Origin of the sequence: Micromonospora sp. CA-259024 (assembly GCF_050936255.1) — a bacterium.
GTDB lineage: Bacteria > Actinomycetota > Actinomycetes > Mycobacteriales > Micromonosporaceae > Micromonospora.
This window is the reverse complement of record NZ_JBNJND010000001.1, coordinates 2,903,458-2,926,337: the sequence shown is the minus strand read 5'-3', so window position 1 is coordinate 2,926,337 and position 22,880 is coordinate 2,903,458. Positions and strand designations below refer to the sequence as shown.

Annotated in this window: 24 protein-coding genes and 2 pseudogenes; 8 read left to right on the top strand and 18 right to left on the bottom strand. The window is 67.4% G+C overall.

What is annotated here, in order from left to right:
• The 8 genes from ACQEUX_RS12695 to ACQEUX_RS12660 form a co-directional block, all read right to left on the bottom strand.
• The gene (locus ACQEUX_RS12695) at nucleotides 1-330 is read right to left on the bottom strand and encodes a hypothetical protein (protein ID WP_433046051.1); all 330 of its coding nucleotides are present in this window, start codon (nucleotides 328-330) and stop codon (nucleotides 1-3) included.
• Nucleotides 327-1,787, bottom strand: coding sequence for an NAD-dependent succinate-semialdehyde dehydrogenase (locus ACQEUX_RS12690; RefSeq protein WP_433046048.1), 1,461 nt, complete (start codon nucleotides 1,785-1,787; stop codon nucleotides 327-329). Before ACQEUX_RS12690 ends, ACQEUX_RS12695 begins: the two co-directional genes overlap by 4 nt.
• A gap of 74 nt (nucleotides 1,788-1,861) precedes the next feature.
• Nucleotides 1,862-1,984 (bottom strand): hypothetical protein, encoded by a 123-nt coding sequence (locus ACQEUX_RS12685; protein WP_433046045.1) that lies wholly within the window; start codon nucleotides 1,982-1,984, stop codon nucleotides 1,862-1,864.
• Between the two features lie 77 nt (nucleotides 1,985-2,061).
• Nucleotides 2,062-3,138, bottom strand: a complete 1,077-nt coding sequence (locus ACQEUX_RS12680) for an ABC transporter ATP-binding protein (RefSeq protein WP_433046042.1) — start codon at nucleotides 3,136-3,138, stop codon at nucleotides 2,062-2,064.
• Nucleotides 3,138-4,205 (bottom strand): ABC transporter ATP-binding protein, encoded by a 1,068-nt coding sequence (locus tag ACQEUX_RS12675; protein WP_433046039.1) that lies wholly within the window; start codon nucleotides 4,203-4,205, stop codon nucleotides 3,138-3,140. The genes ACQEUX_RS12680 and ACQEUX_RS12675 overlap by 1 nt, the downstream gene beginning before the upstream one ends.
• The gene (locus ACQEUX_RS12670; protein ID WP_433046036.1) at nucleotides 4,205-5,116 is read right to left on the bottom strand and encodes a carbohydrate ABC transporter permease; all 912 of its coding nucleotides are present in this window, start codon (nucleotides 5,114-5,116) and stop codon (nucleotides 4,205-4,207) included. Before ACQEUX_RS12670 ends, ACQEUX_RS12675 begins: the two co-directional genes overlap by 1 nt.
• Entirely contained in the window at nucleotides 5,116-5,961 is an 846-nt protein-coding gene (locus ACQEUX_RS12665) for a carbohydrate ABC transporter permease (protein WP_433046033.1), read from the bottom strand. Before ACQEUX_RS12665 ends, ACQEUX_RS12670 begins: the two co-directional genes overlap by 1 nt.
• A gap of 101 nt (nucleotides 5,962-6,062) precedes the next feature.
• Complete coding sequence (locus ACQEUX_RS12660; RefSeq protein WP_433046030.1) at nucleotides 6,063-7,427, bottom strand: extracellular solute-binding protein; 1,365 nt, start codon at nucleotides 7,425-7,427, stop codon at nucleotides 6,063-6,065.
• 460 nt (nucleotides 7,428-7,887) lie between these two features.
• On the opposite strand from ACQEUX_RS12660, the gene ACQEUX_RS12655 reads away from it, so the two are divergent.
• The 3 genes from ACQEUX_RS12655 to ACQEUX_RS12645 all read left to right on the top strand — a co-directional run bounded on the left by ACQEUX_RS12655 (nucleotide 7,888) and on the right by ACQEUX_RS12645 (nucleotide 10,134).
• Nucleotides 7,888-8,631 (top strand): GntR family transcriptional regulator, encoded by a 744-nt coding sequence (locus ACQEUX_RS12655; RefSeq protein ID WP_433046027.1) that lies wholly within the window; start codon nucleotides 7,888-7,890, stop codon nucleotides 8,629-8,631.
• A gap of 92 nt (nucleotides 8,632-8,723) precedes the next feature.
• Entirely contained in the window at nucleotides 8,724-9,293 is a 570-nt protein-coding gene (locus ACQEUX_RS12650; protein ID WP_433046024.1) for a DJ-1/PfpI family protein, read from the top strand.
• Nucleotides 9,294-9,390: 97 nt separating this feature from the next.
• Nucleotides 9,391-10,134: an alpha/beta fold hydrolase gene (locus ACQEUX_RS12645; protein ID WP_433046021.1), complete on the top strand. Its 744-nt coding sequence runs from the start codon at nucleotides 9,391-9,393 to the stop codon at nucleotides 10,132-10,134.
• A 13-nt stretch (nucleotides 10,135-10,147) separates the two neighbouring features.
• On the opposite strand, the pseudogene ACQEUX_RS12640 reads toward ACQEUX_RS12645, so the two are convergent.
• Nucleotides 10,148-10,390 (bottom strand): annotated as a pseudogene (locus tag ACQEUX_RS12640) (replication initiator); the annotation flags it as partial.
• Between ACQEUX_RS12640 and ACQEUX_RS12635 the strand changes: the two are divergent.
• Nucleotides 10,391-10,588 carry a hypothetical protein gene (locus ACQEUX_RS12635; protein ID WP_433050014.1) on the top strand — a complete coding sequence of 66 codons (198 nt, stop codon included), beginning with the start codon at nucleotides 10,391-10,393 and terminating at the stop codon, nucleotides 10,586-10,588.
• A 96-nt stretch (nucleotides 10,589-10,684) separates the two neighbouring features.
• Here the strand turns inward: ACQEUX_RS12635 and ACQEUX_RS12630 are convergent, their stop codons facing one another.
• The 3 genes from ACQEUX_RS12630 to ACQEUX_RS12620 form a co-directional block, all read right to left on the bottom strand.
• Entirely contained in the window at nucleotides 10,685-11,641 is a 957-nt protein-coding gene (locus ACQEUX_RS12630) for a hypothetical protein (protein WP_433046018.1), read from the bottom strand.
• Nucleotides 11,638-12,120: a PadR family transcriptional regulator gene (locus ACQEUX_RS12625; RefSeq protein ID WP_433046015.1), complete on the bottom strand. Its 483-nt coding sequence runs from the start codon at nucleotides 12,118-12,120 to the stop codon at nucleotides 11,638-11,640. The genes ACQEUX_RS12630 and ACQEUX_RS12625 overlap by 4 nt, the downstream gene beginning before the upstream one ends.
• A 363-nt stretch (nucleotides 12,121-12,483) precedes the next feature.
• Complete coding sequence (locus ACQEUX_RS12620; protein WP_433046012.1) at nucleotides 12,484-13,098, bottom strand: TetR/AcrR family transcriptional regulator; 615 nt, start codon at nucleotides 13,096-13,098, stop codon at nucleotides 12,484-12,486.
• A gap of 107 nt (nucleotides 13,099-13,205) precedes the next feature.
• Between ACQEUX_RS12620 and ACQEUX_RS12615 the strand changes: the two genes are divergently transcribed.
• Nucleotides 13,206-15,431: an MMPL family transporter gene (locus ACQEUX_RS12615; RefSeq protein ID WP_433046009.1), complete on the top strand. Its 2,226-nt coding sequence runs from the start codon at nucleotides 13,206-13,208 to the stop codon at nucleotides 15,429-15,431.
• A 133-nt stretch (nucleotides 15,432-15,564) separates the two neighbouring features.
• On the opposite strand, the gene ACQEUX_RS12610 is transcribed toward ACQEUX_RS12615, so the two are convergent.
• The 4 genes and pseudogenes from ACQEUX_RS12610 to ACQEUX_RS12595 form a co-directional block, all read right to left on the bottom strand.
• Nucleotides 15,565-16,023, bottom strand: coding sequence for a hypothetical protein (locus tag ACQEUX_RS12610; RefSeq protein ID WP_433046006.1), 459 nt, complete (start codon nucleotides 16,021-16,023; stop codon nucleotides 15,565-15,567).
• Between the two features lie 16 nt (nucleotides 16,024-16,039).
• A pseudogene (locus tag ACQEUX_RS12605) lies at nucleotides 16,040-16,551 on the bottom strand (hypothetical protein).
• A 133-nt stretch (nucleotides 16,552-16,684) separates the two neighbouring features.
• Nucleotides 16,685-16,852 carry a hypothetical protein gene (locus ACQEUX_RS12600; RefSeq protein ID WP_433046003.1) on the bottom strand — a complete coding sequence of 56 codons (168 nt, stop codon included), beginning with the start codon at nucleotides 16,850-16,852 and terminating at the stop codon, nucleotides 16,685-16,687.
• 319 nt (nucleotides 16,853-17,171) lie between these two features.
• The gene (locus tag ACQEUX_RS12595; protein WP_433046000.1) at nucleotides 17,172-18,371 is read right to left on the bottom strand and encodes an alpha/beta hydrolase family protein; all 1,200 of its coding nucleotides are present in this window, start codon (nucleotides 18,369-18,371) and stop codon (nucleotides 17,172-17,174) included.
• Between the two features lie 299 nt (nucleotides 18,372-18,670).
• Between ACQEUX_RS12595 and ACQEUX_RS12590 the strand changes: the two genes are divergently transcribed.
• On the top strand, nucleotides 18,671-18,997 hold the full coding sequence (locus ACQEUX_RS12590; protein WP_433045997.1) for a hypothetical protein: 327 nt from the start codon (nucleotides 18,671-18,673) through the stop codon (nucleotides 18,995-18,997).
• Between the two features lie 151 nt (nucleotides 18,998-19,148).
• Here the strand turns inward: ACQEUX_RS12590 and ACQEUX_RS12585 are convergent, their stop codons facing one another.
• Together ACQEUX_RS12585 and ACQEUX_RS12580 are read right to left on the bottom strand one after the other, a co-directional pair.
• Nucleotides 19,149-19,643 carry a hypothetical protein gene (locus ACQEUX_RS12585; RefSeq protein ID WP_433045994.1) on the bottom strand — a complete coding sequence of 165 codons (495 nt, stop codon included), beginning with the start codon at nucleotides 19,641-19,643 and terminating at the stop codon, nucleotides 19,149-19,151.
• 471 nt (nucleotides 19,644-20,114) lie between these two features.
• A complete protein-coding gene (locus tag ACQEUX_RS12580) occupies nucleotides 20,115-20,963 on the bottom strand; it encodes a helix-turn-helix transcriptional regulator (protein WP_433045991.1) in 849 nt (282 codons plus the stop codon).
• A 143-nt stretch (nucleotides 20,964-21,106) separates the two neighbouring features.
• Here ACQEUX_RS12580 and ACQEUX_RS12575 point away from each other — a divergent pair, with 143 nt between their 5' ends.
• On the top strand, nucleotides 21,107-21,886 hold the full coding sequence (locus ACQEUX_RS12575) for an NAD(P)H-dependent oxidoreductase (protein WP_433045988.1): 780 nt from the start codon (nucleotides 21,107-21,109) through the stop codon (nucleotides 21,884-21,886).
• A gap of 495 nt (nucleotides 21,887-22,381) precedes the next feature.
• Nucleotides 22,382-22,792: a hypothetical protein gene (locus tag ACQEUX_RS12570; protein WP_433045985.1), complete on the top strand. Its 411-nt coding sequence runs from the start codon at nucleotides 22,382-22,384 to the stop codon at nucleotides 22,790-22,792.
• Nucleotides 22,793-22,880: the final 88 nt, after the last annotated feature.

Below are 22,880 nucleotides of genomic sequence, written 5' to 3'. Positions count from 1 at the left end.
TCAGTGCCTCTCCGGAACGTCGGCGGCGATGTGCTGGGCGGACGTCCAGGTCACCTGCGAGACCGGGACGGCGTCGGCAAGGTTGGCCGCCCGGGTGGCGCAGGCACGCGTGCCGAGCGCCGGGACTCGATCGTGCCCGGTCGCCCTCGGCTCCATCGCGATGAAGACGTCGCCCTTGCAGGACGGGTGGGTCGGGTCGCGGGTCCCGCGGACATCGTCGCCAAGGGCGGTACGAGTCCGGGTCCCGCCCGCCGGGTGGAGGCCGGTCAGGTCGTGTGTGCACAGGGCGCGGTGATCCTCGGCGGGCGCCCGGAGCAGCAGGCCGGTCATGGTAGGTCGATCGCCACGTAGGTGAGGTCGAGGTACTCGAAGATGCCCTCGTGCGACCCCTCCCTGCCGATCCCGGACTGCTTCACGCCTCCGAACGGAGCTGACGGGTCCGATATCAGACCACGGTTGATGCCGAGCATCCCCGTATCCAGCCCCTCGGTGAACCGGAGCGCCCGCTGGAGGTCACGGGTGAAGATGTATCCGGCCAGGCCGTGCTCGGTGTCGTTGGCCTTCGCCATCACCTCGTCGTCGGACGTGAACGAGATGATCGGCGCCACCGGACCGAAGATCTCCGCCTCCAGCATCCGCGCATCTTCGGGCACGTCGACGAGGACCGTAGGCGGGTAGAAGTGGCCCGGCCCATCCGGACGCTCGCCGCCCACCAAGACCCGGGCGCCGCGATCGACCGCGTCGGCGACGAGCTCGTCAATCTTGGTGACCGAGGCCTCGTCGATCAACGCCCCGACGTCCACGCCGTCGTCGAGACCATGGCCCACCGAAAGCGCGCCCATCCGCTCGGCGAAGCGCGCCGTGAACTCCTCGCGCACCGGCTCCTCGACGTAGATCCGGTTGGCCGCGATGCAGGACTCCCCGATGTTGCGCATCTTGGCCACCATGGCACCGTCGAGCGCGACATCCAGGTCAGCGTCGGCACACACGATCAAGGCCGCGTTGCCGCCCAGTTCCATGGAGGTGCGCAGCACGTTGTCCGCAGCCTGTCGGAGCAGCACGCGCCCGACCTCGGTCGATCCGGTGAACGAAAGCTTGCGGGTCCGACTGTCGGCTAGCAGTGCTGAGACCACCTCGCCGGCACGCTTGGTGGTCACCACGTTGACGACGCCCGGGGGAACGCCGACCTCCTCCATGATGCGGGCCAGGAACAGCATGGTGAGTGGCGTCTGGGCTGCTGGCTTGGTGATCGTCGTGCAGCCCGCAGCCAGCGCAGGAGCGATCTTGCGGGCACCCATGGCCAACGGAAAGTTCCAGGGCGTCACGAAGACGCACGGTCCGACCGGCTTCGGCACGGTGAGGATGCGATATCCACCTGCGGGAGCGGTGCTGTAGCGCCCCTCGACGCGCACCGCCTCCTCGGCGAACCAACGGAAGAACTCGGCGCCGTAGGTTACCTCTCCCCGAGCCTCGGCGAGCGGCTTGCCCATCTCGAGCGTAATCAGCCGGGCGACCTCCTCGGATCGCTCGGTCAGTGCCCGGTACGTCGCGGTCAACAACTCCGACCGTTTCCGAGGCGGGGTCGCCGCCCACGCCGCCATCGCCTTGCTCGCCGCGTCCAGAGCGGCGAGCCCGTCAACGGCGTCGGCGTCCGCCACCTCGGCGATGGTCTTGCCGGTGGCCGGGTCCTCGACGGCAAAGGTGGCTTCGCTTGCGGCGTCGCGCCAGGCGTCGCCGATCCGGAGCCGCCGGTGCTCGGGGGCCAGGACGTTCATCGGGTCACTCATTGCGTCGCCTCCTGTGATCTTCTTGGTGATGTCCGGCGTGCCTCAGCGGTTGCCTGTGCGCGTAGACGGACGGGTCACACGCCCTCGTCCGGGGCGAGGTTGCCGGGCGGGTCGAATGTGGCCTCGGCCCGGTCTGCGGGGCGACGCCCCGCGCCACCGATCGCCTTCGCGGGCCACGGCCGTCTCAGCGTCGTCATGCCGTGGGCACTGGTGACGGTCCGCCGAGGCTCGATTGCCACGTGCGGGCGCATGTCGCCGGCGCCGCCCGGCGCCGTTACCGCCCAGCCTCGGACAGCGACAGCCCGGTGCCCGCATCGAACAGGTGCGCACGATCCAGGTCGACCGTGACAAGCAGCCGCTCGCCCGGCGTACCGGTGACGGTGGGTCGTGCCTTGACCTTGAGGATCTCCGTCCCCACTCGGACGTCGACCACCGTTCGGTCACCGAGCGGCTCAAGCCCGTAGAGCTCACCCGACAACGACGCGTTCCCACGCTGCTCGACGGACAGGTCCTCCGCGCGCAGGCCCAGCAGCAGCTCACGACCGTCCTCAGCCGTGGTCCAGCGGGGCCGCGGCAGCGTCCAGCCTTCCGCACCGACCAGACGATCTCCCTCGGCATGGCAGGCGAGCAGGCTGATCGGCGGGCTCCCGACGAATCCTGCGACCCACTGGTTGGCTGGACGCTCGTACACCTCGGTCGGCGTTCCGACCTGTTGCACCTTCCCCTCCTTGAGGACCGCGACCTGGTCGGCCATGGACAGGGCCTCGACCTGGTCGTTGGTCACGTAGACGAAGGTCGCTCCGAGGCTCCGGTGGATGCGGGTGAGTTCGGTACGCATCTCGACGCGGAGCTTGAGGTCGAGGTTCGTCAGCGGCTCGTCCATGAGAAACGCGCGCGGGCGACGGACCAGCGCCCGGGCCAGGGCGACACGCTGCATCTCACCACCCGACAACTGGGCGGGACGACGCTGCAGCAGACGTTCGATGTGCAGCAGGCTCGACATCTGCTCGACGGCAGCGGCGATCTCGCTCGAAGAACAGCGGCGTGCCCGCAGCGGCGAAGCGATGTTCTCGTACACCGTGTGTCGCGGGTAGAGGGCGTAGCTCTGGAAGACCATGGCCAGGTCACGTGCGGCCGGGGTGTCACCGGTCGCGTCCCTGCCGTCCAGATGCACCGAGCCGGCGTCAAGCTTGTCAAGGCCGGCGATCGCTCGCAGGGTCGTCGTCTTGCCTGCCCCGGAGGGCCCGAGCACGACGAAGAACGAGCCGTCCGGCACGTCCAGCGTCACCCCGTCCAGGGCCTGGACTTTTCCGAAGGACTTGCGCAGCCCGTGCACTGCCACGATTCCCATCAGGCCACCAGTTCTTCCGTGCTCACGTCGTAGACCGCCGGGGTCCCGCCGGTGTGCCGCAACCCGACCGTTGCGTCAGCGGCGAAACGGACAGTCGGTGGCATCCGAACCCGTACGTCGCGCTGGCCGCCGTGGTCGACCACGTAGATGATTTCGTCGCCCAGCCACTCCGCCGAGACCACCCGGGCCGGGACCGACCGTTCCGCCCCTGGTTCGGTGACTTCCAGCGCCTCCGGCCGGACGCCCGCGACCAGGCGACGGTCGCGCGGCAGGCCTGGCGGTGGCGTGAGGACCAGTCCGCCCTGACTGCGTAGCTTCCCGTCGGCCACCTCTACCTCAATGAGATTCATCGGCGGGGAGCCGATGAATGCGGCGCAGAAAAGACTCGCCGGACGGTCGTAAACTTCCAGCGGGGTGCCGATCTGCTCGACACGGCCCTTGTTGAGGATGGCGATTCGGTGACCGAGCGACATCGCCTCGACCTGGTCGTGGGTGACGTAGACCATCGTCGCGCCCAGCTCCCCCTGCAGGTGCTTGATCTCCGTGCGCATGTCCGCCCTCAGCTCCGCGTCCAGATTGGTGAGAGGTTCGTCCATGAGGAATGCGCGCGGTCGTCGCACCAGGGCCCGAGCGAGCGCGACGCGCTGCTGCTCCCCGCCGGACAGCTGGCGGGGTCGCCGGTCCAGGAGCGGACCAAGCCGCATCAGCCGGGCAGCCTCGTTGACCCGCTCGTGCACCTCCGGCTTGGGCAGTCCCTCTGCCCGCAGCGGGAACGCCAGGTTGTCGCGGGTTTTCAGATGCGGGTAGAGGGCGTAGAACTGGAACACCATGGCGATGTCGCGCTCGGCGGGCGGCAGGTCGTTGACCAGCGTGTCGCCGATGCGGATGTCGCCCGTCGTCTGCCTCTCCAGGCCGGCTATGGCCCGCAGCGTGGTCGTCTTGCCGCAACCCGAAGGGCCGAGCATCACGAACAGCTCGCCGTGGCCGATGGACAGGTCTACGTGGTCAACTGCGACCGTCCCGTCCGGGTAGCGCTTGTGCAGGGCGGTCACCTCGATGCCCGCCATCAGCGTCGCACCGCCCCGAGCGTCACACCGGCGATGAGGTGCTTGCGCACCAGGTACGCGAAGACGAGCACCGGTAGGGCGAACACCGCGGAGGCGGCGGCAACGAGACCCCAGTCCGTAGTGGTGCCGCCGATGAGGCCGGCGATGGCGGGTGGGGCCGTCCGGACGTCGTCGCTGGAGGTGAGGAAGGTCGCGAACACGAACTCGTTCCACGAGAAGATGAGTGCGAAGACCGCCGTCGCGGCGATGCCGGGCACGAGCAGGGGAAGGGTGAATCGCCGGAACGCCTGCAAACGGGTGTAGCCGTCGAGCATGGCGGCATCCTCGTACTCCGCGGGCACCTCGTCGACGAACCCCTTCATCATCCAGATCGTGAACGGGACATTGAACGCGGCGTAGATCAGGATCAGGCCGAGCTTGTTGTCGATGAGTCCGACCTGGCGGTACATGAGGAAGATCGGGATCACGACCACCACGGGCGGCATGAAGCGCGTGGACAGGATGAAGAACAGTTGGTCCTTCTTGGCCTTCACGGCGAAGCGTGAGTAGGCCCAAGCCGCCGGGACCCCCAGCACGGTGGCCAGCACCGTGGAAGCTCCGGCGACCAGGACGGAGTTGAGAAACGAGACGGACAAGGCCGAGCGACCGCCGTCGGGGGCGACGAACACGTCCTTGTAATGGTCCAGAGTGATCTTGAAGTCGAAGAACTTGGCCGGGATGGCGTAGACGTCCCGGTTCTCCTTGATGGACGTCTCGATCATCCACAGCACCGGGAAGAGCATCACGACGGCCAGTACGGCCAGCAGCGCGACCTCCAGCGCGGAGCGGCCCCGGCCGCGAAGGCGGCGCGCGGGAGGCGTGTGATCCCGGGCAGGACCTGCGGACACGGCCTCGTCGACGGAGACGGCCATCAGCCCTCCTTGAGCTTGTTCAGGTAGCGCAGGTAAAGCTGCGTGAGGACGATGACGACGAGGACCATGAGGATCCCGTACGCCGAGGCGGTTCCGGTGTTGAAGCCCAGGAACGCGACCTTGTAGATGTGGAACGACAACGTCTCGGTCGAGACACCCGGGCCTCCGTTGGTGAGGATGTAGACGAGGTCGAACAGCCGGAAGGCCTCGATGGCCCTGAACATCACGGCAATGAGAAGCAGTGGCCACACCAGCGGAAGGGTGATGGTGCGGAACCGGAACCACTCGGACGCCCGGTCGATCGAGGCGGCCTCGTAGAGGTACTTGGGAACCGCGGTAAGGCCCGCGAGTGCGATGAGCATGATGAACGGCGTCCATTGCCAGGTGTCGACCACGATCAGGGAAAGCAATGCCGTTCGCTGTCGGGTGAGCCACTCCACCTGCCCCAGGCCGAGCGAGCCGAGCATGCTGTTGACCACGCCGAACTGCGCGTCGAGCATGAATCGCCAGAACAGCCCGACCACGACCGGCGACAGCATCATCGGAACCAGGAACAGAGTGGTCAGCACTCCTCGCCCGTGCGTGCGCCGTGAGATCAGGTAGGCGATGCCGAATCCGAGCACGGTCTGCAGGCCGACCGCGCCGACCACGTAGATCAACGTCGTCAAGGCCCTCGTGTGGACCTGCGCCGACGTCAGGATGGCGGTGTAGTTCCCGAATCCGATGACATTGGCGGGCCCCCCGCGGGTGGCCGAGTAGTCGGTGAAAGACAGGTACAACGCCCACAGCAACGGGAACACCGACATGGCGAGCAACAGCAGCATCGCGGGGGAGATGAAGGCCACGGCGAGCCCGCGGTCGCTCAGCCGAGGGGACCGGCCCCCGGCAGGTGGCCTCGCAGACGCCACCTGCCCGGGATCGTCGGTCGTCAGAGGGACGGGGTCACTCACAGTCCGCCGCCACCCTTGCGGCTGCTCGAGTCGAGAACGCCCTGCTGCTCCTTGGCGATGTCGTCGAGCGCATCCTTCGGCTTCTTCGCGCCGTTGAGAGCCGCGTTCACGTTGGTGTTCTCAATGTCGACGAGGCGCGCGTACTCGGGCACGTTCCACATGTCCCGCATCCGCGGAACCGAGTCGGTGTACACCTGGTTGAACGGCCCGGCATTGAGGAACTCGGGTGACTCCAGGGCGTCCGTACGCGATGGCACGCCACCGGCCGCGGCCCACTTCTTCTGGATGTCAGCCCGCTCGAACCACTTCATGAAGTTCAGGGCCTCGGCCTGGTTTGCCGCGGCGGAGTAGGCAGACACGTGCATCCCCATACCGCCGAGAGGGACCAGGTTCGTCTTCTGGCTCGGCAGGGTGGCAAAACCCAGCTTGTCGAGAATCTGCTCCCGCGTGGTGCCGAGCGTCGACTGCTTCGGATCGAGCAGGCCGCCGCTCGCGGCGATCCAGTTGAACGCGATGCATGCCTTGCCCTGGGCGACCGCCGCGTTCACCTCGTCGATGAACCAGTTGCCGGAGCCCTTGGCGGTCAGCGGCTTCATCTTGTTGACCAGGACGTCCATCGCCTCCTGGCCGGCGGTGTCGTTGATGACGCCCTCGATCTTGCGCGTCTTGGAGTCCCAGAGGTTGCCGCCGTAGACGCCGTTGACCGTGTTGTAGGTTACGGCCGCGGCGTCGGAGCCGTTGGCCTGGTGGAAAGCCAGCCCGCTGACGCCAGGATTGTCCGCCTGGCACCTCTCGGCGGCTGAGATCATCTGGTCCCAGGTCTGCGGTGGCTTGTCGCCGATCAGGTCCTTGCGGTAGATCATCGTCCAGGTGTCGCCGAGCAGCGGCAGTCCGTACAGGCTGGCGTTTTCGTCCCGCTTGCCGGTCTCCGCCTGGGGGAACTGGCCGTAGGCCGCCAGGAGGTACGGGTTGTAGGCCGTGACGTCGATGTTGCTCTTGACGAAGTCGGTGATGTCGAGGATGTTGCCGTTCGTCACGGCCTCGCCGATGTGTTGCGAATCCAGGACCGCGATGTCGAAGTCGGTCTTGCGCGCCGCGAACTGGGTGAACATCGCGTCGTGCCAGTTCGCGTTCGGCACGGTGTTGACCTTGATGGTCGTGTTCGGCCGCTCCTTTTTGTACTCCGCGTTCGCGAAGGCTTCCAGTGCCTGGGCGGGGGGCCATTCGAACCAGATGAAGCTGAGGGTCAGCGGGTCCTTGGTGAGCTCCGGGATGGTCGCCGGCGCCTTGGGGGCGCTCGCCTTCCCGCCGTCGTCCTTGCCATCACCGCAAGCCGTTACGGTCGTGGCCACCAGCAGCATGGCCGCCGTCGCCAGCCGTACCTTTCGGCTGGGAGCGGACATTCTTCCTATTCGCTTCGGATAGCGCATTTTTATGCCTGCTTTCTGGGTGGGGACTTCTAGAACCTCGCTATGTGCTTCGCCGAGCAGTTGCTGGGTTGTTCAGGCGTGTTGCCGGGCTGTCGCGGGGGCCGACCCGCGGACCGGCGTCACGAGTACGCCGCGATGTACCGGGTCTTCGTGCTGTCGAGAAGTCCTTCGGCCCATCTACGGCCCGGGGACGAACCGAGCAGGACGTCGAACATGCTCATGGGGGCTCCAGGTGATCGAAGTAGAGCGATCGCGGGCGGTTCCGCGATGGTGGAGGATGCCAGGCATCCGTCACTTTTCCTATACGATCGAGTGGGGGCGTCAGCATGTCGCAGCCTTGTGACTGATGTCAACAGGTTCCCGAAGGTGCAAGAAAGGACCTCACGTCACGATGGACGACGAAGCGATGATCGCGCGGGGCCGCAGGGCCGTGACGGGCGGAACGCCGCCGGGAAGATCTGGTGGCCGGCTTGCCGACGAGGTGTACGACACGCTGCTCGGACAGCTGATGTCGCTACGGATCGAGCCTGGCTCCCGCGTCACGATCGACGTCCTGGCGCGAGAGCTGGGGGTCTCGCAGACGCCGATCCGAGACGCTCTGAACCGCATGGAGGCCGAGGGCCTGGTCGTGCGTGTGCCCCATGCCGGCTACCGCATTCCTCCCCAAATCACCCGCCACCGATTCGAGGACATGCTCGAGGTCCGCCTGCTCCTCGAGCCGGCGGCGGCGCGCAGATCCGCGGAACGCGCGTCCTCGGGGCAGGTGGCCGGTCTGCGACGAATGCTGGAGGAAATGGCGGAGCTGGAGGGGGGCAACGGGCCGATGGCCTATGGCGCCTTCGGGCTACGTGACGCCGCTTTTCACGATCTCGTCGCCCTGAGCGCGGAGAACCAGGTCATCCGTGAAGCGCTCGCTCGCCTGCACAGCCACGTGCACCTCTTCCGGCTTCACCACGACACCCAGGTCACTCACCTGGCCATGGCCGAGCATGAGGACATTGTGGCCGCGATCGCCGCGCGTGACCCGGACGCCGCCGCCTACGCGATGCGTCGGCACATCCTGCGGTCGGGCGAGCGTTTCCGACGGTTGTTCGACGAGGTCAGGGACGCGGACGGAATGGCGGTAGAGGCTTGACGGGTGGGCTGGGCCGAGGAATGCTGACTCGGTCGGATCGGATCGGATCGGATTGGATCTACCTCACCCACCCACAATGCGAGGAGAAGCAGGTGCCCAGAGCGCTGCTCCTGACCGGCGACGCCGCCGAGGAGCTCGACACCATGTATCCCTACTATCGCGTGCAGGAGGGCGGCTGGGACGTTGACGTCTCGTCACGGACGATGCGTGACGTGCAACTGGTCATCCACGAGTTCGACCCCAACTCCGACGCCTACGTGGAGAAGAACGGCCGGAAGCTGCCGGTCGACGTGCCCTGGGCCGAGGTCGACGTCGAGCGCTACGACGCCCTCATCATCCCCGGGGGACGTGCCCCCGAGTGGATCCGGGTCGACGCCGACGTCAGGCGCATCACCGAGCACTTCTTCGCGCTCAACCTCCCCATCGCGCTGGTGTGCCACGGCGCGCAGGTACCAGCGGTGTACGGGCTACTGAAGGGTCGAAAGACGGCGTGCTTCCCGCCCATCACCGGTGACATGGAGAACGCGGGCGCGACGGTCATCGACGCTCCCGACGTCGTGGACGGCAACCTCGTCTCCTGCCGCGGGTGGCCCGACATGCCGCAATTCGGCCGGGCGATGATGGAGGTCTTTTCGAAGTCCGTCAACCCCGCATCGGCATGAGCACATCGGGGCTGCCCCGGTGACGGCACTTCGGACCGTCACAGTCGACGGTTCGCCCGTCCACGTCCTGGAGAGCGGCACCGGGCCCGCGGTGTTGATGCTGCACGGCTCCGGACCCGGCACGACCGGGTCCGGCGCCTGGGCAACGACGGCGCAGGCGCTGGGCACGTCCTGGCACCTGGTGGCTCCTGACCAGGCGGGGTTCGGCCGTACACCCATCCCGGCGGGCTCCAGGGGTGGGCTCCGGCTGTGGACGGAGCAGGCCGCGGGCCTGATGGATGCTCTCGGTATCGAGTACTACGCCGTGGTGGGTCACTCCATGGGCGGTGCCGTGGCGCTGGCGTTGGCGGCCGCGCGCCCCCAGCAGGTCATCCGTGTCGTGGCGGTCTCGACGATGGGCGCCCCCGGGGCGCCGCTGTCCGCCGAGCTCGACGCGGTCTGGGCCGCCCCCGCCGGCCCGCTCGGGGCACGAGACATGCTGAGTCGCCTCGTCCTCGACCAAGCGCTCGTGACCGATTCGGCCGTCGATGCCCGTGCAGCTGCGATGCGAGCGGGGGCGGCCGCGTTCGCGTCGTTGTTCCCTCCACCCAGGGCACGATGGGTCGACGAGCTCACCCTCTCGGCGCAAACGCTGGCAGCGGTTCGCGCGCCCGTGCTGCTCGTTCACGGCGCCGAGGACCGAGTCACCCCGCTCGGGACGGCAGCCCAGCCCCTGCTCGAACACCTGGCCGATGTCCGTCTGCACGTGCTCGGCCGATGCGGGCACGTGCCGGCGATCGAGCACCCGCACGAGTTCAGGCAACTGCTGTCGTGCTTCCTCCGCCGGGACCGAGGTCACTAATTGCTGCGGCAGGTCAGGCCACGGCGGCGTACTCGTCGCGGGCTACCTCGTGCCTCTCGCGGGCCCCGGCGGCGGCGGTAGTGGCAAGCAGCGCGTCTCCGGTGGTGCGCCAGCCGGACCCGGCGTAGGTGAGCAGTCCGACGATCAGCGTCGTCTCGTCCTCGGTCTGGTCGGCGTATTCATGGCCGGTTTCGGTGCGTCGCCAGATGACGCGGGCGTCGCGCAGGATTCGGAAGGTCGTGGAGTAGCGGCGGCCGTGCTGACCGACGGAGCCGCCCGACTGGTGGCCCTGTTCGGTCTGCTCGACTGGCCCGACGTACTCGACGTCCTGGAGCAGGACGGCCCGACCGAGCTGATCAGCCGCGTCCGCGCCATCGAGGCTGCCGACCCGTCCTGCATGAATTGGGCACGCAACGAGCGCAGCGACGACGCCACCGCCGTCTACGCCGCCTGAGCAGCCGAGTGTTGCTAGTGCCGTGGCCACAAACGTTGGCCGGGTTGGGTGACACGCCGGCCGGGCCCGTGGCGCGGACCCGGGCGACCACGCTGCTCACAGGGCGACTTGCCGGCGGGCGGCCAATCGGCTGACCGTAATATTGATTGCCAAGACTCCGAGCACGGCTCCGAGAAGCAGATCTCGCGGTCCAAAGTCCTCCAGACCGTAAAGCACCCAATGGTTGTGCTCATAGGCCAACATAGGCAGGATTAGTGCCAAAAGGACTGCGCTGACCGCGATCGATATCCGCACATCGAGCGCCGCGCCCACGAGAGCCGCCACCAGCCCCGCAGCCACGATGACCGGCAGGGTCAACTGGTCGACCCAGCCATTGAGCGGATTAGGCGTCACGACAGTTATGGTCATTGCCACGACGACAAGCCAGATCCATGGTCGCGCCGCCCGTGATTGACGCGCTCGAAGCAGTGGCACCATCGTCAGTGCGGCCATCACGCACGCCCACATAGAAAGTTGCATGGGCAGGTAGAGACCCGTCCGGACCCCCAGCACCGTGTCAAGCCCCGTCCATGGCTCTAGATACCACGGGTCATTCGCCACGGCGTACCAAATCTCCGCGCCGAAGGCGCCGATCGTCATGGCGAGCGCGAGACGGTAGCGAGCCCATGCCGCAGCGGCCGACGCGAGAATCAGCAATGCGGGCGTGACCAGGCTCCCCTCATGCTCATTGCTGGCGGAATCACCCGGCAACAGCATCCACAAGCGCCACAGGAGAGGCAGAGCCGCAAATGCAACGCCGCACAGGAGCAGGGACAGCGCGGTCAATCGCAGCGCGGAGTACCGCAGGGTCTCCCGGGAGCCGAGCCGGTCCACACCGGAGCGGACCCGCAGACCTCCCACCACGAGTGCGAGGGACTCCCGAAGCCTCGGGTGCCTCCGGTCCGTCTCGCCTGCGACCAGCAGCGTTTCCAGCATCTCGTCGGCGCGGTACTGCCGATAGGCCCGAGGGTACGCGCGCAGCAGCCACCGGTAGCGGCGCTCCAGGCCGGTCATGCCGGCGCCGTCCGAACCGTCGCGGCCGTCGACCGTACGGAGCGGTCTCGAACGACCCGAGCCGCGGCGATCAGCCGCGCCGCCTCCTCGTGCAGTGCGGACAACCCACGCTCGGTCAGCTCGTACGTGCGACGGGCGCGACCGTTGACTACCGTCTCCTCGGCCACCCGCACCATCTCCTCACCGGTGAGCCGGTCCAGCGCGGCGTACAGCGTGCCGGTTGTCAACCGCACTCGCCCGTCGGACAACTCCTGCGCGCGCTTGACGATGGCGTAGCCGTGCAACGGTTCGTCCTGCAACGCGGCGAGGATGAAATATGTGGGTTCGCGTTGCGCGGCGAGCTGCCGCTGGTAGGCGGCCGCCGACGGGGTTCTGCTGCGGGCAGGGCTCGTTCTGCGGGTGGTGCCACCGAGGGAGGAGTAGAAGCTGACCGGACCGATGCCACTGGAGACGCCAGTGCGTCCACCGCCAATGTGCACCCGAGCTGCCCGCGGGCCGACGCTCGTACGGATGCCACGCGAGGAGGCCCGGATACGTACCCCCGGCGCCAGCTTGATCGAGAACTGGTTGCGGCAGGCGTTGGCGCCACGTCACCGCGGCTACCTCGTCCGAGGTCTGTCCGAGCAGATCGTGCTGGGTCACGCGCCGAAGGCCAACACGAAACTGAAGTCGTGCGGTGTCGGGGCGACGCGGCGCTCTACCGGCCGCATTCGTGGTTGCGGGTCTTCGCCCCTGCCGGTGCGCGAACAGCCTGTCGGGCGGGCGGGTAGTTGTGGGTTGTTCCGGTGCGGTGAGCGCAGTGGAGAGCCCCTGGCTGAGGTGCGGGGCATCGTAGCTCTGCGTCAGTGGGCCTCGATCGGGAGGACGTAGCCGTGCAGCGCCTTCTTCAGTTCGGCGATCAGGGCGTTCCGCTCGGCTCCCTGTGCCGCCACGATGGGCGGCATCATGGCCACGACGATGCGCACCGTCACCATGGCGGCGAGGTTCCGTTCGGCGGCGGGCAGCCGGGGGGAACGGGCTCCGATGATAGCCGCTACCCTGTCGACCACCGCCTGTTGCAGCGGCCGCGCCGCCCCTTGCAGGCGGGCCGGCAGGTCGGTGTTCGCCATCAGTGCCTTCGCGCCCGGGTTTTCCAGGTTGAACGCGATGAGTGGGTCTACCATCCGATCGATCAGCTCGTTCAATGTCAGGTCGGTGACCTGCGCCAGGTCGAACGCCGAGGAGTGTGCAGCCCGCATCTGCTCTAGCAGTCGGGCGGAGAGCGCCTCCGCGATCGCCTCCTTGTTCGGGAAGAACTGATACAGCGAACCGGGCGAGATGCCGGCACGGGCGGCGATGGCGTTGGTACTCGTCCCCTCGTACCCGTTCTGTGCAAACAGGGCGAGCGCCGCGTCGAGGATGTCGGCGATCCGCTGTCGCCCCCGCGCTTGCCGCTTGACCGAATGGGCCTCAGTCACCCGTACCCCTTCGCGTTGCGGACAGTGCCTTGACTAATGCGAGTGATCACTCGTACTGTCAAAATACGGGCGACCGCTCGTGTTTTGACACTAGCAGAGGACCGTGCATGTCACCATTGCACCGGCTAGGCGCGTACGTTGCCCGCCATCGTCGGCTCACGCTCGTCACCGGTCTGATCGTGACCCTGGCGTTTGCCGCTGTCGGGGCCGGCGCCATGGGCGTCCTGGTGCTCAGCCGTTGGGAGGCGCCCGGCACCGAGTCGGTTCACGCCCAGGAGGTGCTGCGCCGGGACTTCAACACCGGTAACGCGAACCTCATCCTGCTGATCACCGCCCACGGCGGCACCGTAGACGACCCGGCGACCCGTGCCGCCGCTCAGCAACTCTCCGACGACCTGCGGAACCGGCCACTCGTCGCCGACGTGTGGTCGTACTGGACGGAGGGGCGTGACCCGATGCTGCGCGGCTCGGAGGGCCGGCAGGCGCTGGTCCTCGCCCACGTCGAAGGCGACGCCACGACCGCGCGCGCGGAGATCAGGGAACGGCTGCTGCCCGCATTCACGCGCACCTCAGAGACGATCGACGTGCAGGTGGCCGGCGCGGAGGCGGCGTCCGCCCAGATAAGCCAGCAGGCGACGATGGACTTCGTTCGAGCAGAGATACTGATCATTCCCCTGATGGTCATCCTGCTGTTCGCGCTGTACCGGCGGGTACGGCTGGCCATGCTAACCCTCGGCATCGGACTGTTCGCCGTGTTCGGCACCCTGGCCGGGCTCCGGCTGCTGGCCGGAGTCACCGAGGTGTCGACGTTCGCCGCCAACATCACGCTGGTCATGGGCATCGGTCTCGGCGTCGACTACAGCCTCTTCGTCATCGCGCGGTTCCGCGAAGAACTGGCCGCCGGCGCGCGGACACCAGACGCGGTGGCGACGACGGTCCGCACCGCCGGCCGTACCGTCATCTTCAGCGGGCTCACGGTCGCCGCCTCCCTGTCGGCGCTGCTCGTGTTCCCGTACCCCTTCCTGCGCTCCTTCGCCTACGCGGGCGTCCTGGTCGTCGCGACGGCGGTGCTCGGCTCGTTGACCCTGCTGCCCGCGGCGCTCGCCGTGCTCGGCCCCCGGGCGATGCCCCGCGGCGCATCGCCCGGCGCGGCCAGTGGCCGGCGCTGGTACGGCTTCGGTGTCCGAGTGATGCGACGGCCGCTGCTGTTCGGCACCGCGGGGCTCGTCCTGGTCGCGGTGCTCGGCGCGCCGGCGCTGGGGCTGCGGATCGGCCTGCCCGACGACCGGGTGTTGCCGCCGTCGGCGTCCACCCGCCAGGCGTACGACGAGCTACGCGCCACCTTCGCCCAGGAGGCGAATGACGCCATACACATCCTCGCCCCAGCCGGACGCCCAGACGCCAGGGCCGCCGACTACGCCGCCCAACTCTCGCGCATCGACGGCATCGCGCAGGTCAACTCGGCCGTCGGCGTCTTCGTCGACGGTACGCTGGCACGCCCGGCACCGAAACCAGAACGGCTGACCAGTGCCACGGGCACCCGTCTGGAGGCGATCCCGACCCGCCACGTGCTCGCCGGCACCGAGGTCTCCGAACTCGTCGAGCGGATCCGGGCCGAGCCGGCGCCGTTCGAGCGCGTGCTGGTCGGAGGGTACCCGGCCGAGTTGACCGACTTCCGCTCCACCTTGATGGAACGGGTGCCGCTGGTCGCCGCGCTGATCCTCGCCATCACGTTCGTACTGCTGTTCCTGATGTCGGGCAGTCTGCTCATCCCGGTCAAGGCCACCGTGCTGAACCTGCTCAGCCTCTCCGTCATGTTCGGCGCGCTGGTGTTCGTCTTCCAAGGGGGAGCGTTCTCGTCACTGCTCGGCTTCACGCCGATCGGCACTCTCGACCCCGCCTTCCCGATCCTGATGTTCTGCGTCGCCTACGGACTATCCATGGACTACGAGGTGTTCATGCTCTCCCGAATCAAGGAGCGGTACGAGGCCACCGGCGACAACACCCGAGCGGTGCTGGAGGGGTTGCAGCGTAGTGCTCCCCTGATCACCTCTGCCGCCGTCATCCTGGCCGTGTCGTTCTCCCTCTACGCCACCGGCAGGGTCATGTACCTCCAGATGATCGGCATCGGCATCGCGATCGCGATCCTGATCGACGCGACCATCATCCGCGCCATGCTGGTGCCGGCATTCATGCGCCTCGCCGGGCAAGCCAACTGGTGGGCCCCCGCCCCGCTGCGACGACTCCAACGCCGGCTCGACCCGCACGCCTCTCTCCCACCAGCCACTGTCGTGGATCCCCGGTCGGAACGGCCCTCCGCGACCACCGGGTGACTCCGGTTCTTGTCCGGATGCAACCGACCGACCGCTGAGAAACCACAACGGCCACTGGCCGGGGCTCCGACGTTCGGCGCCTCGGCCAGCAGAAGATCGGTCGGTCAGCGGCGCCAAAAGACCGAACACACGCTCAGCGGCTACTTGACCGAAGCCTGGTGGGGACGTCGCCGTAGGCATCAAGGTGGCTCGCCGTCTCCACAGGCCGGACGCGGCAACCCCCGTGGACCACGCGCCAGCATCCCGGGTGGACCGCGAACTCGGCGACGAGGCGCTGCCGCAGTTCCTCATGCTGGATGTCGTCGACTTGGAAGTGGCTGGGTGGCCGGTTGGGTGGATGGGCGATGGTGAGCGCGGTGGTCAGGCCGCGCGCCCCCGCCCACTGGATGAAGGGAATACTGCCGGCCCTCAGGGTTGAGTTGCCTAAAGCCCAGCCGTCGAGGTCTGCCTGCGACAGGGTGGCGAGCGTCAGGTGCTGCTCATCCAGCCAGGTCAGGACTCGAGTGGCGGCTCGGATATTGCCGGAGTCTCCCTTGTCGGCGGCGTAGGTGTAGCGGCCACGTACGGATCGGCGTCGCGCGTCACGTGCCACTCGGCGAACGCGCGGATCAGGGTGACGTGTGCCGGTGGGAGTGTGGTGAGTGTGCGTGCGAGCCAGCAAGTAAGCAGGGCGAGGTTCTCCGGCCCGGCTCGTACCGCCCGTTGGGGCGTTTGATCACGACACCCTCAATGCCCGCGGCGGTCCAGTTGGTTAACCATTCGGCGGCCTGGTCGAGGTCGGTGGTCTGTGGGGACAGGGTGAGTTGGGCGGGTGCGTCGGCGAGCAACTGTGTGAGTAGGGCACGTCGCTCGTGCAGGGACGGTCCAGTAGTGGTCGGCCCGATGAGGCGCTGAGCAGGTCGAAGACGACGTAGTGCGCAGGGTGGCGTCGGGCGATGTCGGGGAGCTGCGCGCCGGCGGTGACTCGTCGCTGCAGTTGGGCGAAGTTGGTTCGTTCGCCTTCCCACGCCACCAACTCGCCGTCCAGGACGGCACCCGGCTCGACGGCTTCGGCGACGGCTCGGGTGATGTCGGGAAAGTAGGTGGTGACGTCCCGGCCGGCTCTGGACTGCAGGTACACGCCGTCGGGCCGGCGGAAGGCAGGTGCCCGCCAGCCATCATTCTCCAGACTTCGGATGTCTCATGAGACAGCGCAGTCACTGGAGTCCCCTCGCGACCCGACTCAGTGGCACTGCGTCCCTGCGCACTGTGAGTCACCAGCAGACGGTCGCCCAGGTGCGGATCGCGGCCATGAGCGGATACTGCGTTTCGCGGCCCAGGATCAGTTCGCTGTTGAGCGCGGCTGGGTTGCCGGCTTCACCGGAGCAAAGGACCACGTGTCGTCGCCCGTGCCGGACGAGCTCGAAGACGGCCTCCAGCACAGCGATCCAGTTCTCGTCAACGGCGTAGAAGTCCAGACTCGGCGCGCTCCCACAGTGTGGGACCGGACAGTACGTGCCACCCCTCGGCATCCGGTCATCGGCTGCTTGTTTCATTGCGGGTAGGACCGTGGCCCGGCCAGGCTTTGGTCCAGGTGCCCGGGCTGTCGCTCTCACATCGGCTGCCCACGCTGGTCGTGTGGCTCTCAATGGGCCTGCGCGGTCTCCGGGTGCAGGCCGCAGGTCCGATCCTAACGACCGGGGCCAGGAGCCCGGCTCGTGAAGCGTCGGTCGCCTGCGGGCCGGGACTCCACTACGAGCCTTACTGACAGGTCGTTGCCGGTGGCGAGCAGAAGCCGACCTCGGGATAGCGCGCTGAAGGCCGGTCCAGCAGCGGTTGTGCAACTCCACGGAGGTTCAGGTCGAAGAACGCGCGGACGTACCTGCGGGTGATCTCCACGGACCGAAGCCCGGTCAGGTCGCTGCCCAGATCGACGCCGATCTGCTCGGCCAGGAGGTCGTAGTCCGTAAAGGAGGCGTGCACCGACCCGGCCACCACGAGCCAGCGCTTCCAACCTGTCAGCAGCGGCCAGTTGTCGTCCCATGTCGTGTCGGCCGCGCTTCCGGGGCTGTGGAACGACTGCTGACCGAGGAAAAGGAACGGCCGCGATAGCCCGCCCGGGGGCAGTGGGGCGAACATGTGACCGTCCATGTTGATCCCGGCGCGCACACGCGGGTCCCGCAGCATTACCTCGGTGCTGCTCGCACCGCCGAGGGAGCTGCCAGCGATCGCGATCCGGGACGGATCGAGCAGCCTGCTGCCGGTCCATTTCGAGTGAGCGCCGATGAGCTGATCGAGTACGAACGAGACGTCGGCTGCTCTGCTCTCCTCGGCTTTCCTGCCGAAGTCCTCGACATCTTCCAGTTCGCAGGCGGCACACGTGGTGACCCGTCCGTCCGGAAAGGTCGTGGCAAAGGTCTCATATGTGTGGTCGATGCCGACCACTGCGTAGCCCCAGCTTGCCAAGTCCTCGGCTAGGGCCGAGAGGGAACTGCGTGGCCAGGTGAAGCCGGGCGAGAGTACGACAAGAGGAAGCTTGTGCCTGCCTCCCGCGGGCTCGGCGTCGCCGATGGCGTGGGTCCGTGTTCTGCTGAGCGAGTCGGACGGCGTACCCAGGCTGCCTTCGAGGATGAGTTCGGACTCCCTCTGCGTCAGGTACTGCACCGGCCGGCCGTCTCTGGTCTTCGCCGGGTACCACAGCGACACCATGAGTTCTCGCGCCTTCGCCGTAGGAACCCAGGGATCCGGCCGGGAGAGATCCTTCAGATGCAGCGAGGTCGTGCCAACCGGTCGACGACCGGTGGGCTCGGGCAATCGCGGTGTGCTTGGCGGCGTTGCCGATGCGCGGTCGGCAATGGTGTCTCGAGCTGAGGCCGAGGGAGTTGTCGCGGACATGGCGATGGTGACGAACGCGAGCAGGCCTGTGGCGACCAGGACGCCACGTCGACGGATAGATGGCATGGGTTCACCATGGCCGGACGGTCCGGCCGCGGCATCGGCCCAAAGTACGGTCCATGCCGTTATGGACCGTACTTTCGCCCGGTTCGACACCGGATGATCACCCGAATCGACGACCCGGCGGTTCTGCGATCGGCACGACCAGACCCGGGGCGCTGACGCGTGCCGTTACGCACCGTGACGCCCGGATCGCGGCAAATTCGGATACGTCGAGCACCGAGCTAGGCCATATTGATAGCGGCGCGACCGGGTTCTCGCTCCGGTGCTCGCCACGGGATGGCCGAGACCGACGGGGCGGGCGCATGACGCTGGCAATCAAGGGTTCTCGGAATATCACGGTGGACGGCGTGACCTACCGCTGGTCGGTTCGGCGCAGACCGACCTACTGTCAAGCCCTCGGCTGGTCACCGCTGACCTTCGTGGTCGAGCGTGCGGAGCAGCCAGGGGCCCTGATGGTGGCATCGCTGCCTTGCGCTCATCCCGGCAACTGGCTCGGATTACCGAGCCAGCCGGTGTTGCCCGGCACGGTGGCTGTAGGCGTCCGCCAGGCCCTGGCTGCCGGTTGGCAGCCCTCCCGCCCGGGGCCGGCCTTCGAGCTGCTCCTGCCCAACTCATCGTATGGGCGCTGACAGCCGCGCCGTCGGGCACTGCGCGAATCGCGGCTAGAAGAAGCGGATGTTGTAGGAGATCTCGGCCAGTCATCTGAGCGGGCTGCCCGGACATTGCGGGTAGGCGCTTCGATAACCCAACGTCTTATCCTCGGCATCCGGATCCTGCGGCCTAAGCTAGGTGCTTGACTCGGCGGGCGGCGGCGTACCGGTCCATCCGCGCACCGTGGGTGTTCGCAGGATCGGCCCGCTGCTGCGCTCGTTGACGGCCCAGTCGATGGCTCGGGGCTGGTAGCGGGACGAGGACGACCTTGCCGCCCTTGCCGCGCACGCGCAGGACCCGGTGACCGTGTTCCTCGCCCAGGTCGGCGATGTTCGACCTGCAGACTTCGAAGATCCGCAGCCCGAGCAGGCCCAAGAGCGCGACCAGGGCGAAGTCGTTCGGGTTCGGGGACTTGCGGGCGGTGGTGATGAGGGATTCGAACTGCAGGTGCCCCAGTCCGAGGGTCGGTGACTCAGTCGGCACGGTGGGTCGACGGACGTAGTCGGCTGGCGAGTGCGCCAGGATGGCGTCGATGACGCAGACCCGATAGAACCCGACCACCACCGACAGGCGCCGCGACACCGTCGAGGGCTGGTACCGGCGGACGTCTTGCAGCCAGCGCACGTACCGCTCGATATCCACCCGCGCCGCGGCCAGCGGGCCAAGGTCGTGGTTGCTGCACCAGTCGCAGGAAACCTAGCAGGTCCGACTCGGTATGGACGCGAGTCTGCCCACGGTAGTGACCCAGGAAGGCCGACGCTGCGGCGCGCACAACGAGTTGATCGGCAGCTACGACACTGGGCCCCGAAGCAGGAGAGGTAGTCATACATCACCGTGCGTCACCACCGGCGATGAACGCCAGCCCACCCGAGCGGCAGATGAGCATGTCGCCCGCTAACTATCGCGCACCGTAAAGTAGGTATCAATCGAATTCGTCGAAACCTTCTCGGCTACGTAATTCTAGCGTGACTGTTGGAGCGATCTTCCGCATACACCGACCATCAAAATGCACGTTGGTGGCGCGCAGGCACCGCCAAACGCATCCGCGAAGATACTCGGTCAACCACCATCGCCGCTGCAACGGCATATTGCGGCTCATGACGCATTCGTTACCCGTGAGCCTTTCCCTGTGGGGTTACCGTCACTACTAAGCGCGCCCAGCAGGCGCAGCCCGTCTTCGGTAGAACTCCCCGATGTCGCCGACAGGACTAGCAACTCCATGCCTGATTCATCCGGCAGTGCGAAGTTCTCCTGATGCAGTTCCAGTAGTCCGACCAGCGGGTGCCGGTACGCCTTGCGTCCATGTGTGCGGGCGCTCACGTCCGCGCGGGCCCAGAGGCGGCGGAAGCGCTCGCTGCCCATTGCCAGCTCGCCGATAAGCGAGGCCAGGCGTGGGTCGTCGGGGTACTTCCCGGCCGCCAAGCGCAGGTGCCCGACCACGTCGAGGGTGCATTTCTCCCAGTCGGCGTACAGGCCGCGCTCGGCCTCCTCGAGGAAGATGTGCCGAGCGGTGTTCAAGCCCGGCATCTCCCGGCCGTAGAGGAGCCTGGCGAGGCGATTCCCGGCGGCCACGTCCAGCCGGTGGTCCATGATCAGGGCGGGCGCGTCGGTGACCAGGTCGAGTACGCGCAGCAACTCCGGCCGTAGGCGCCCGCTGGGCGACTTCGCGCGGCGGCGGCGCTGCCGGGCGAGCCGGTACAGGTGCCCGCGTTCGGTCTCGTCGAGGCCGAGAACGCGGACGAGTGCGTCGAGGACCTGCTCAGAGGGCTGGGTGGCCCGGCCCTGCTCCAAGCGTACGTAGTAGTCGACGCTGACCCCGGACAGGTGCGCGACCTCTTCGCGGCGCAGCCCTTCGACACGACGGCGGCTGTCGGTGGGGATGCCGACGGCGGAAGGGTCGATCCGGGAGCGCCGGGTGCGCAGGAAGCCCGCGAGATCGTCCATGCCCCCAGTATGACTCGGGTAACGCACGTGAACGTGGTCCTGCCATTACCAGGAAGTCCCGTCCGATGGAAGAGCCGCCCCTGAACGACGCGGCCTCGGCGGCCGAGCATCTATGGCGACACACCTCGTTGAAGGGAACAGCCATGAAGACGCTCATCGTCTACGCCCACCCCGAGCCGCGCTCGCTGAACGGCTCACTGAAGGACCTCGCCGTGTCCACGCTCGAAACAGCCGGGCACGAGGTGCGGGTGAGCGACCTGTACGCGATGAACTGGAAGGCCGTGGTGGACGCGGCGGACTTCGGCGAGCACGCCACGAGCCCGCTGCAGGTGATACCAAGTTCGGGCGGGGCGACCGACGCCGGCGCGCTCACGGCCGACGTGGCGGCCGAGCAGGAGAAGCTGCTGTGGGCCGACACGGTGGTCTTCCAGTTCCCGATGTGGTGGTACACGATGCCGGCGATCCTCAAAGGCTGGGTGGACCGGGTGTTCTCCTTCCGCTTCGCGTACGGCGTCGGAGTGCACGACGAGACCCGGTACGGCGAGCGTTTCGGTGAGGGGACGCTGCAGGGGCGGCGGGCGATCCTGTCGGTGACCGTCGGGGGCCCGGAGTCCCACTACACCGATCGCGGGATCAACGGCCCGATCGAGGACCTGCTGTTCCCGATCCACCACGGGATCCTTTACTACCCGGGCGTGGAGGTGCTGCCGCCGTTCGTGCTGTACGGCACCGACAAGATCACCGGCGGCGACTTTGAGGACGCCGCGAAGGCGTGGAAGGAGCGGCTGCTGTCGCTGGAGACGACCGAGCCGATTCCGTTCCGGCGCCAGAACTTCGGTGACTACGAGATCCCGTCGCTGCGGTTGAAGGAGGGCCTGGAAGTGCCAGGCCGCAAGGGCTTCGGCCTGCACGTGCGAGGTTAGCCGTCGGTAAGGGGACAGGCAGTCAAGACCAATCTGGGCGTGACCGCACGCGAATGTGAATCGGTCGTGAGGCGCGTAGCGCGGTAGACGTGTCGATGCGATTCGCGGCCGATGACACCACGACAGCCGCCAACCCTCCCTCGATTCGAAAGCTGAAGACCGCCACCGCCCTGCTGCGCAGGCCCAAGCTGAAGGTCGGGGACCACGGTGCAGAAAGCGGGCCAGCACTGTTGGAGATGCGTCACGGTGAGCCATGCCCACTGCCGACCGGCGGTCATGGATTCGGGGTCGAGTCTCCTCGAGGTTGTGCTGGATTCACATCATCGAGGCCGGGGTCGGCATCGTGGCGACCGGCCGCGACTGGTACCCGTATCGGTGGATGGTCGCGTCGATGTCTTGCCTCCCTTGACACGCTGTGCGCTGCTGGGTTGACGGCGTCCGTGATTGCGTCGATCTCTGTGGTGGATGTCGCCAGACGGTGGAGGAGGGTTAGCCATGCGCATCTGCATCGCCTGCCGGGCGGACCAGCGCACCGTTGTTCGTATCGGCAGTTGGGGCGTGCCGCACGGTACTCCCGGGCACCAGGTCAACTACCGCTGGAGAAGCCTGTCCGCCTGTCCTTTGTGTGGGGCGGGCCTTCTCGTGTACTTCGATCATGACTGTTTCCACCAGCCGTGGGAGGAGCCGTGGGACATGGGCTGGTCGTGGCCGGTCGCCGTTGACGGACTTCAACAGCTGAACGTTGCTCTTGCCCGGTGTCCGGATCCGCTGCATCCGTCGTGCGAGTGCCCTGTGCACCGGTCGTTGCGGGCCAGCATCGAGAGCGATCCGTCGCGTGAGGTTCCGCTGACGGTTGCGCTGACCGAGGAAGGGCTGCCACAGATTCGGTCAGCACCCATGCCGTGAGGCGGGCGCGACACGGTGGTAGGGCCAGCGGGGGCGATCAGACCTGGCGGGGTTCTGTGTGGGACCCCCGTTTACCCCCCCCCCCCCG

Coding starts and splice junctions, on each gene's coding strand:
- ACQEUX_RS12615 (WP_433046009.1), top strand. CDS start 13,206: ATGTCACCATTGCACCGGCTAGGCGCGTACGTTGCCCGCCATCGTCGG.
- ACQEUX_RS12630 (WP_433046018.1), bottom strand. CDS start 11,641: ATGACCGGCCTGGAGCGCCGCTACCGGTGGCTGCTGCGCGCGTACCCT.
- ACQEUX_RS12680 (WP_433046042.1), bottom strand. CDS start 3,138: ATGGGAATCGTGGCAGTGCACGGGCTGCGCAAGTCCTTCGGAAAAGTC.
- ACQEUX_RS12660 (WP_433046030.1), bottom strand. CDS start 7,427: ATGCTGCTGGTGGCCACGACCGTAACGGCTTGCGGTGATGGCAAGGAC.
- ACQEUX_RS12590 (WP_433045997.1), top strand. CDS start 18,671: ATGACGCTGGCAATCAAGGGTTCTCGGAATATCACGGTGGACGGCGTG.
- ACQEUX_RS12580 (WP_433045991.1), bottom strand. CDS start 20,963: ATGGACGATCTCGCGGGCTTCCTGCGCACCCGGCGCTCCCGGATCGAC.
- ACQEUX_RS12575 (WP_433045988.1), top strand. CDS start 21,107: ATGAAGACGCTCATCGTCTACGCCCACCCCGAGCCGCGCTCGCTGAAC.
- ACQEUX_RS12675 (WP_433046039.1), bottom strand. CDS start 4,205: ATGGCGGGCATCGAGGTGACCGCCCTGCACAAGCGCTACCCGGACGGG.
- ACQEUX_RS12595 (WP_433046000.1), bottom strand. CDS start 18,371: ATGCCATCTATCCGTCGACGTGGCGTCCTGGTCGCCACAGGCCTGCTC.
- ACQEUX_RS12670 (WP_433046036.1), bottom strand. CDS start 5,116: ATGGCCGTCTCCGTCGACGAGGCCGTGTCCGCAGGTCCTGCCCGGGAT.
- ACQEUX_RS12695 (WP_433046051.1), bottom strand. CDS start 330: ATGACCGGCCTGCTGCTCCGGGCGCCCGCCGAGGATCACCGCGCCCTG.
- ACQEUX_RS12655 (WP_433046027.1), top strand. CDS start 7,888: ATGGACGACGAAGCGATGATCGCGCGGGGCCGCAGGGCCGTGACGGGC.
- ACQEUX_RS12685 (WP_433046045.1), bottom strand. CDS start 1,984: ATGACGACGCTGAGACGGCCGTGGCCCGCGAAGGCGATCGGTGGCGCG.
- ACQEUX_RS12690 (WP_433046048.1), bottom strand. CDS start 1,787: ATGAGTGACCCGATGAACGTCCTGGCCCCCGAGCACCGGCGGCTCCGG.
- ACQEUX_RS12645 (WP_433046021.1), top strand. CDS start 9,391: ATGCTGCACGGCTCCGGACCCGGCACGACCGGGTCCGGCGCCTGGGCA.
- ACQEUX_RS12570 (WP_433045985.1), top strand. CDS start 22,382: ATGCGCATCTGCATCGCCTGCCGGGCGGACCAGCGCACCGTTGTTCGT.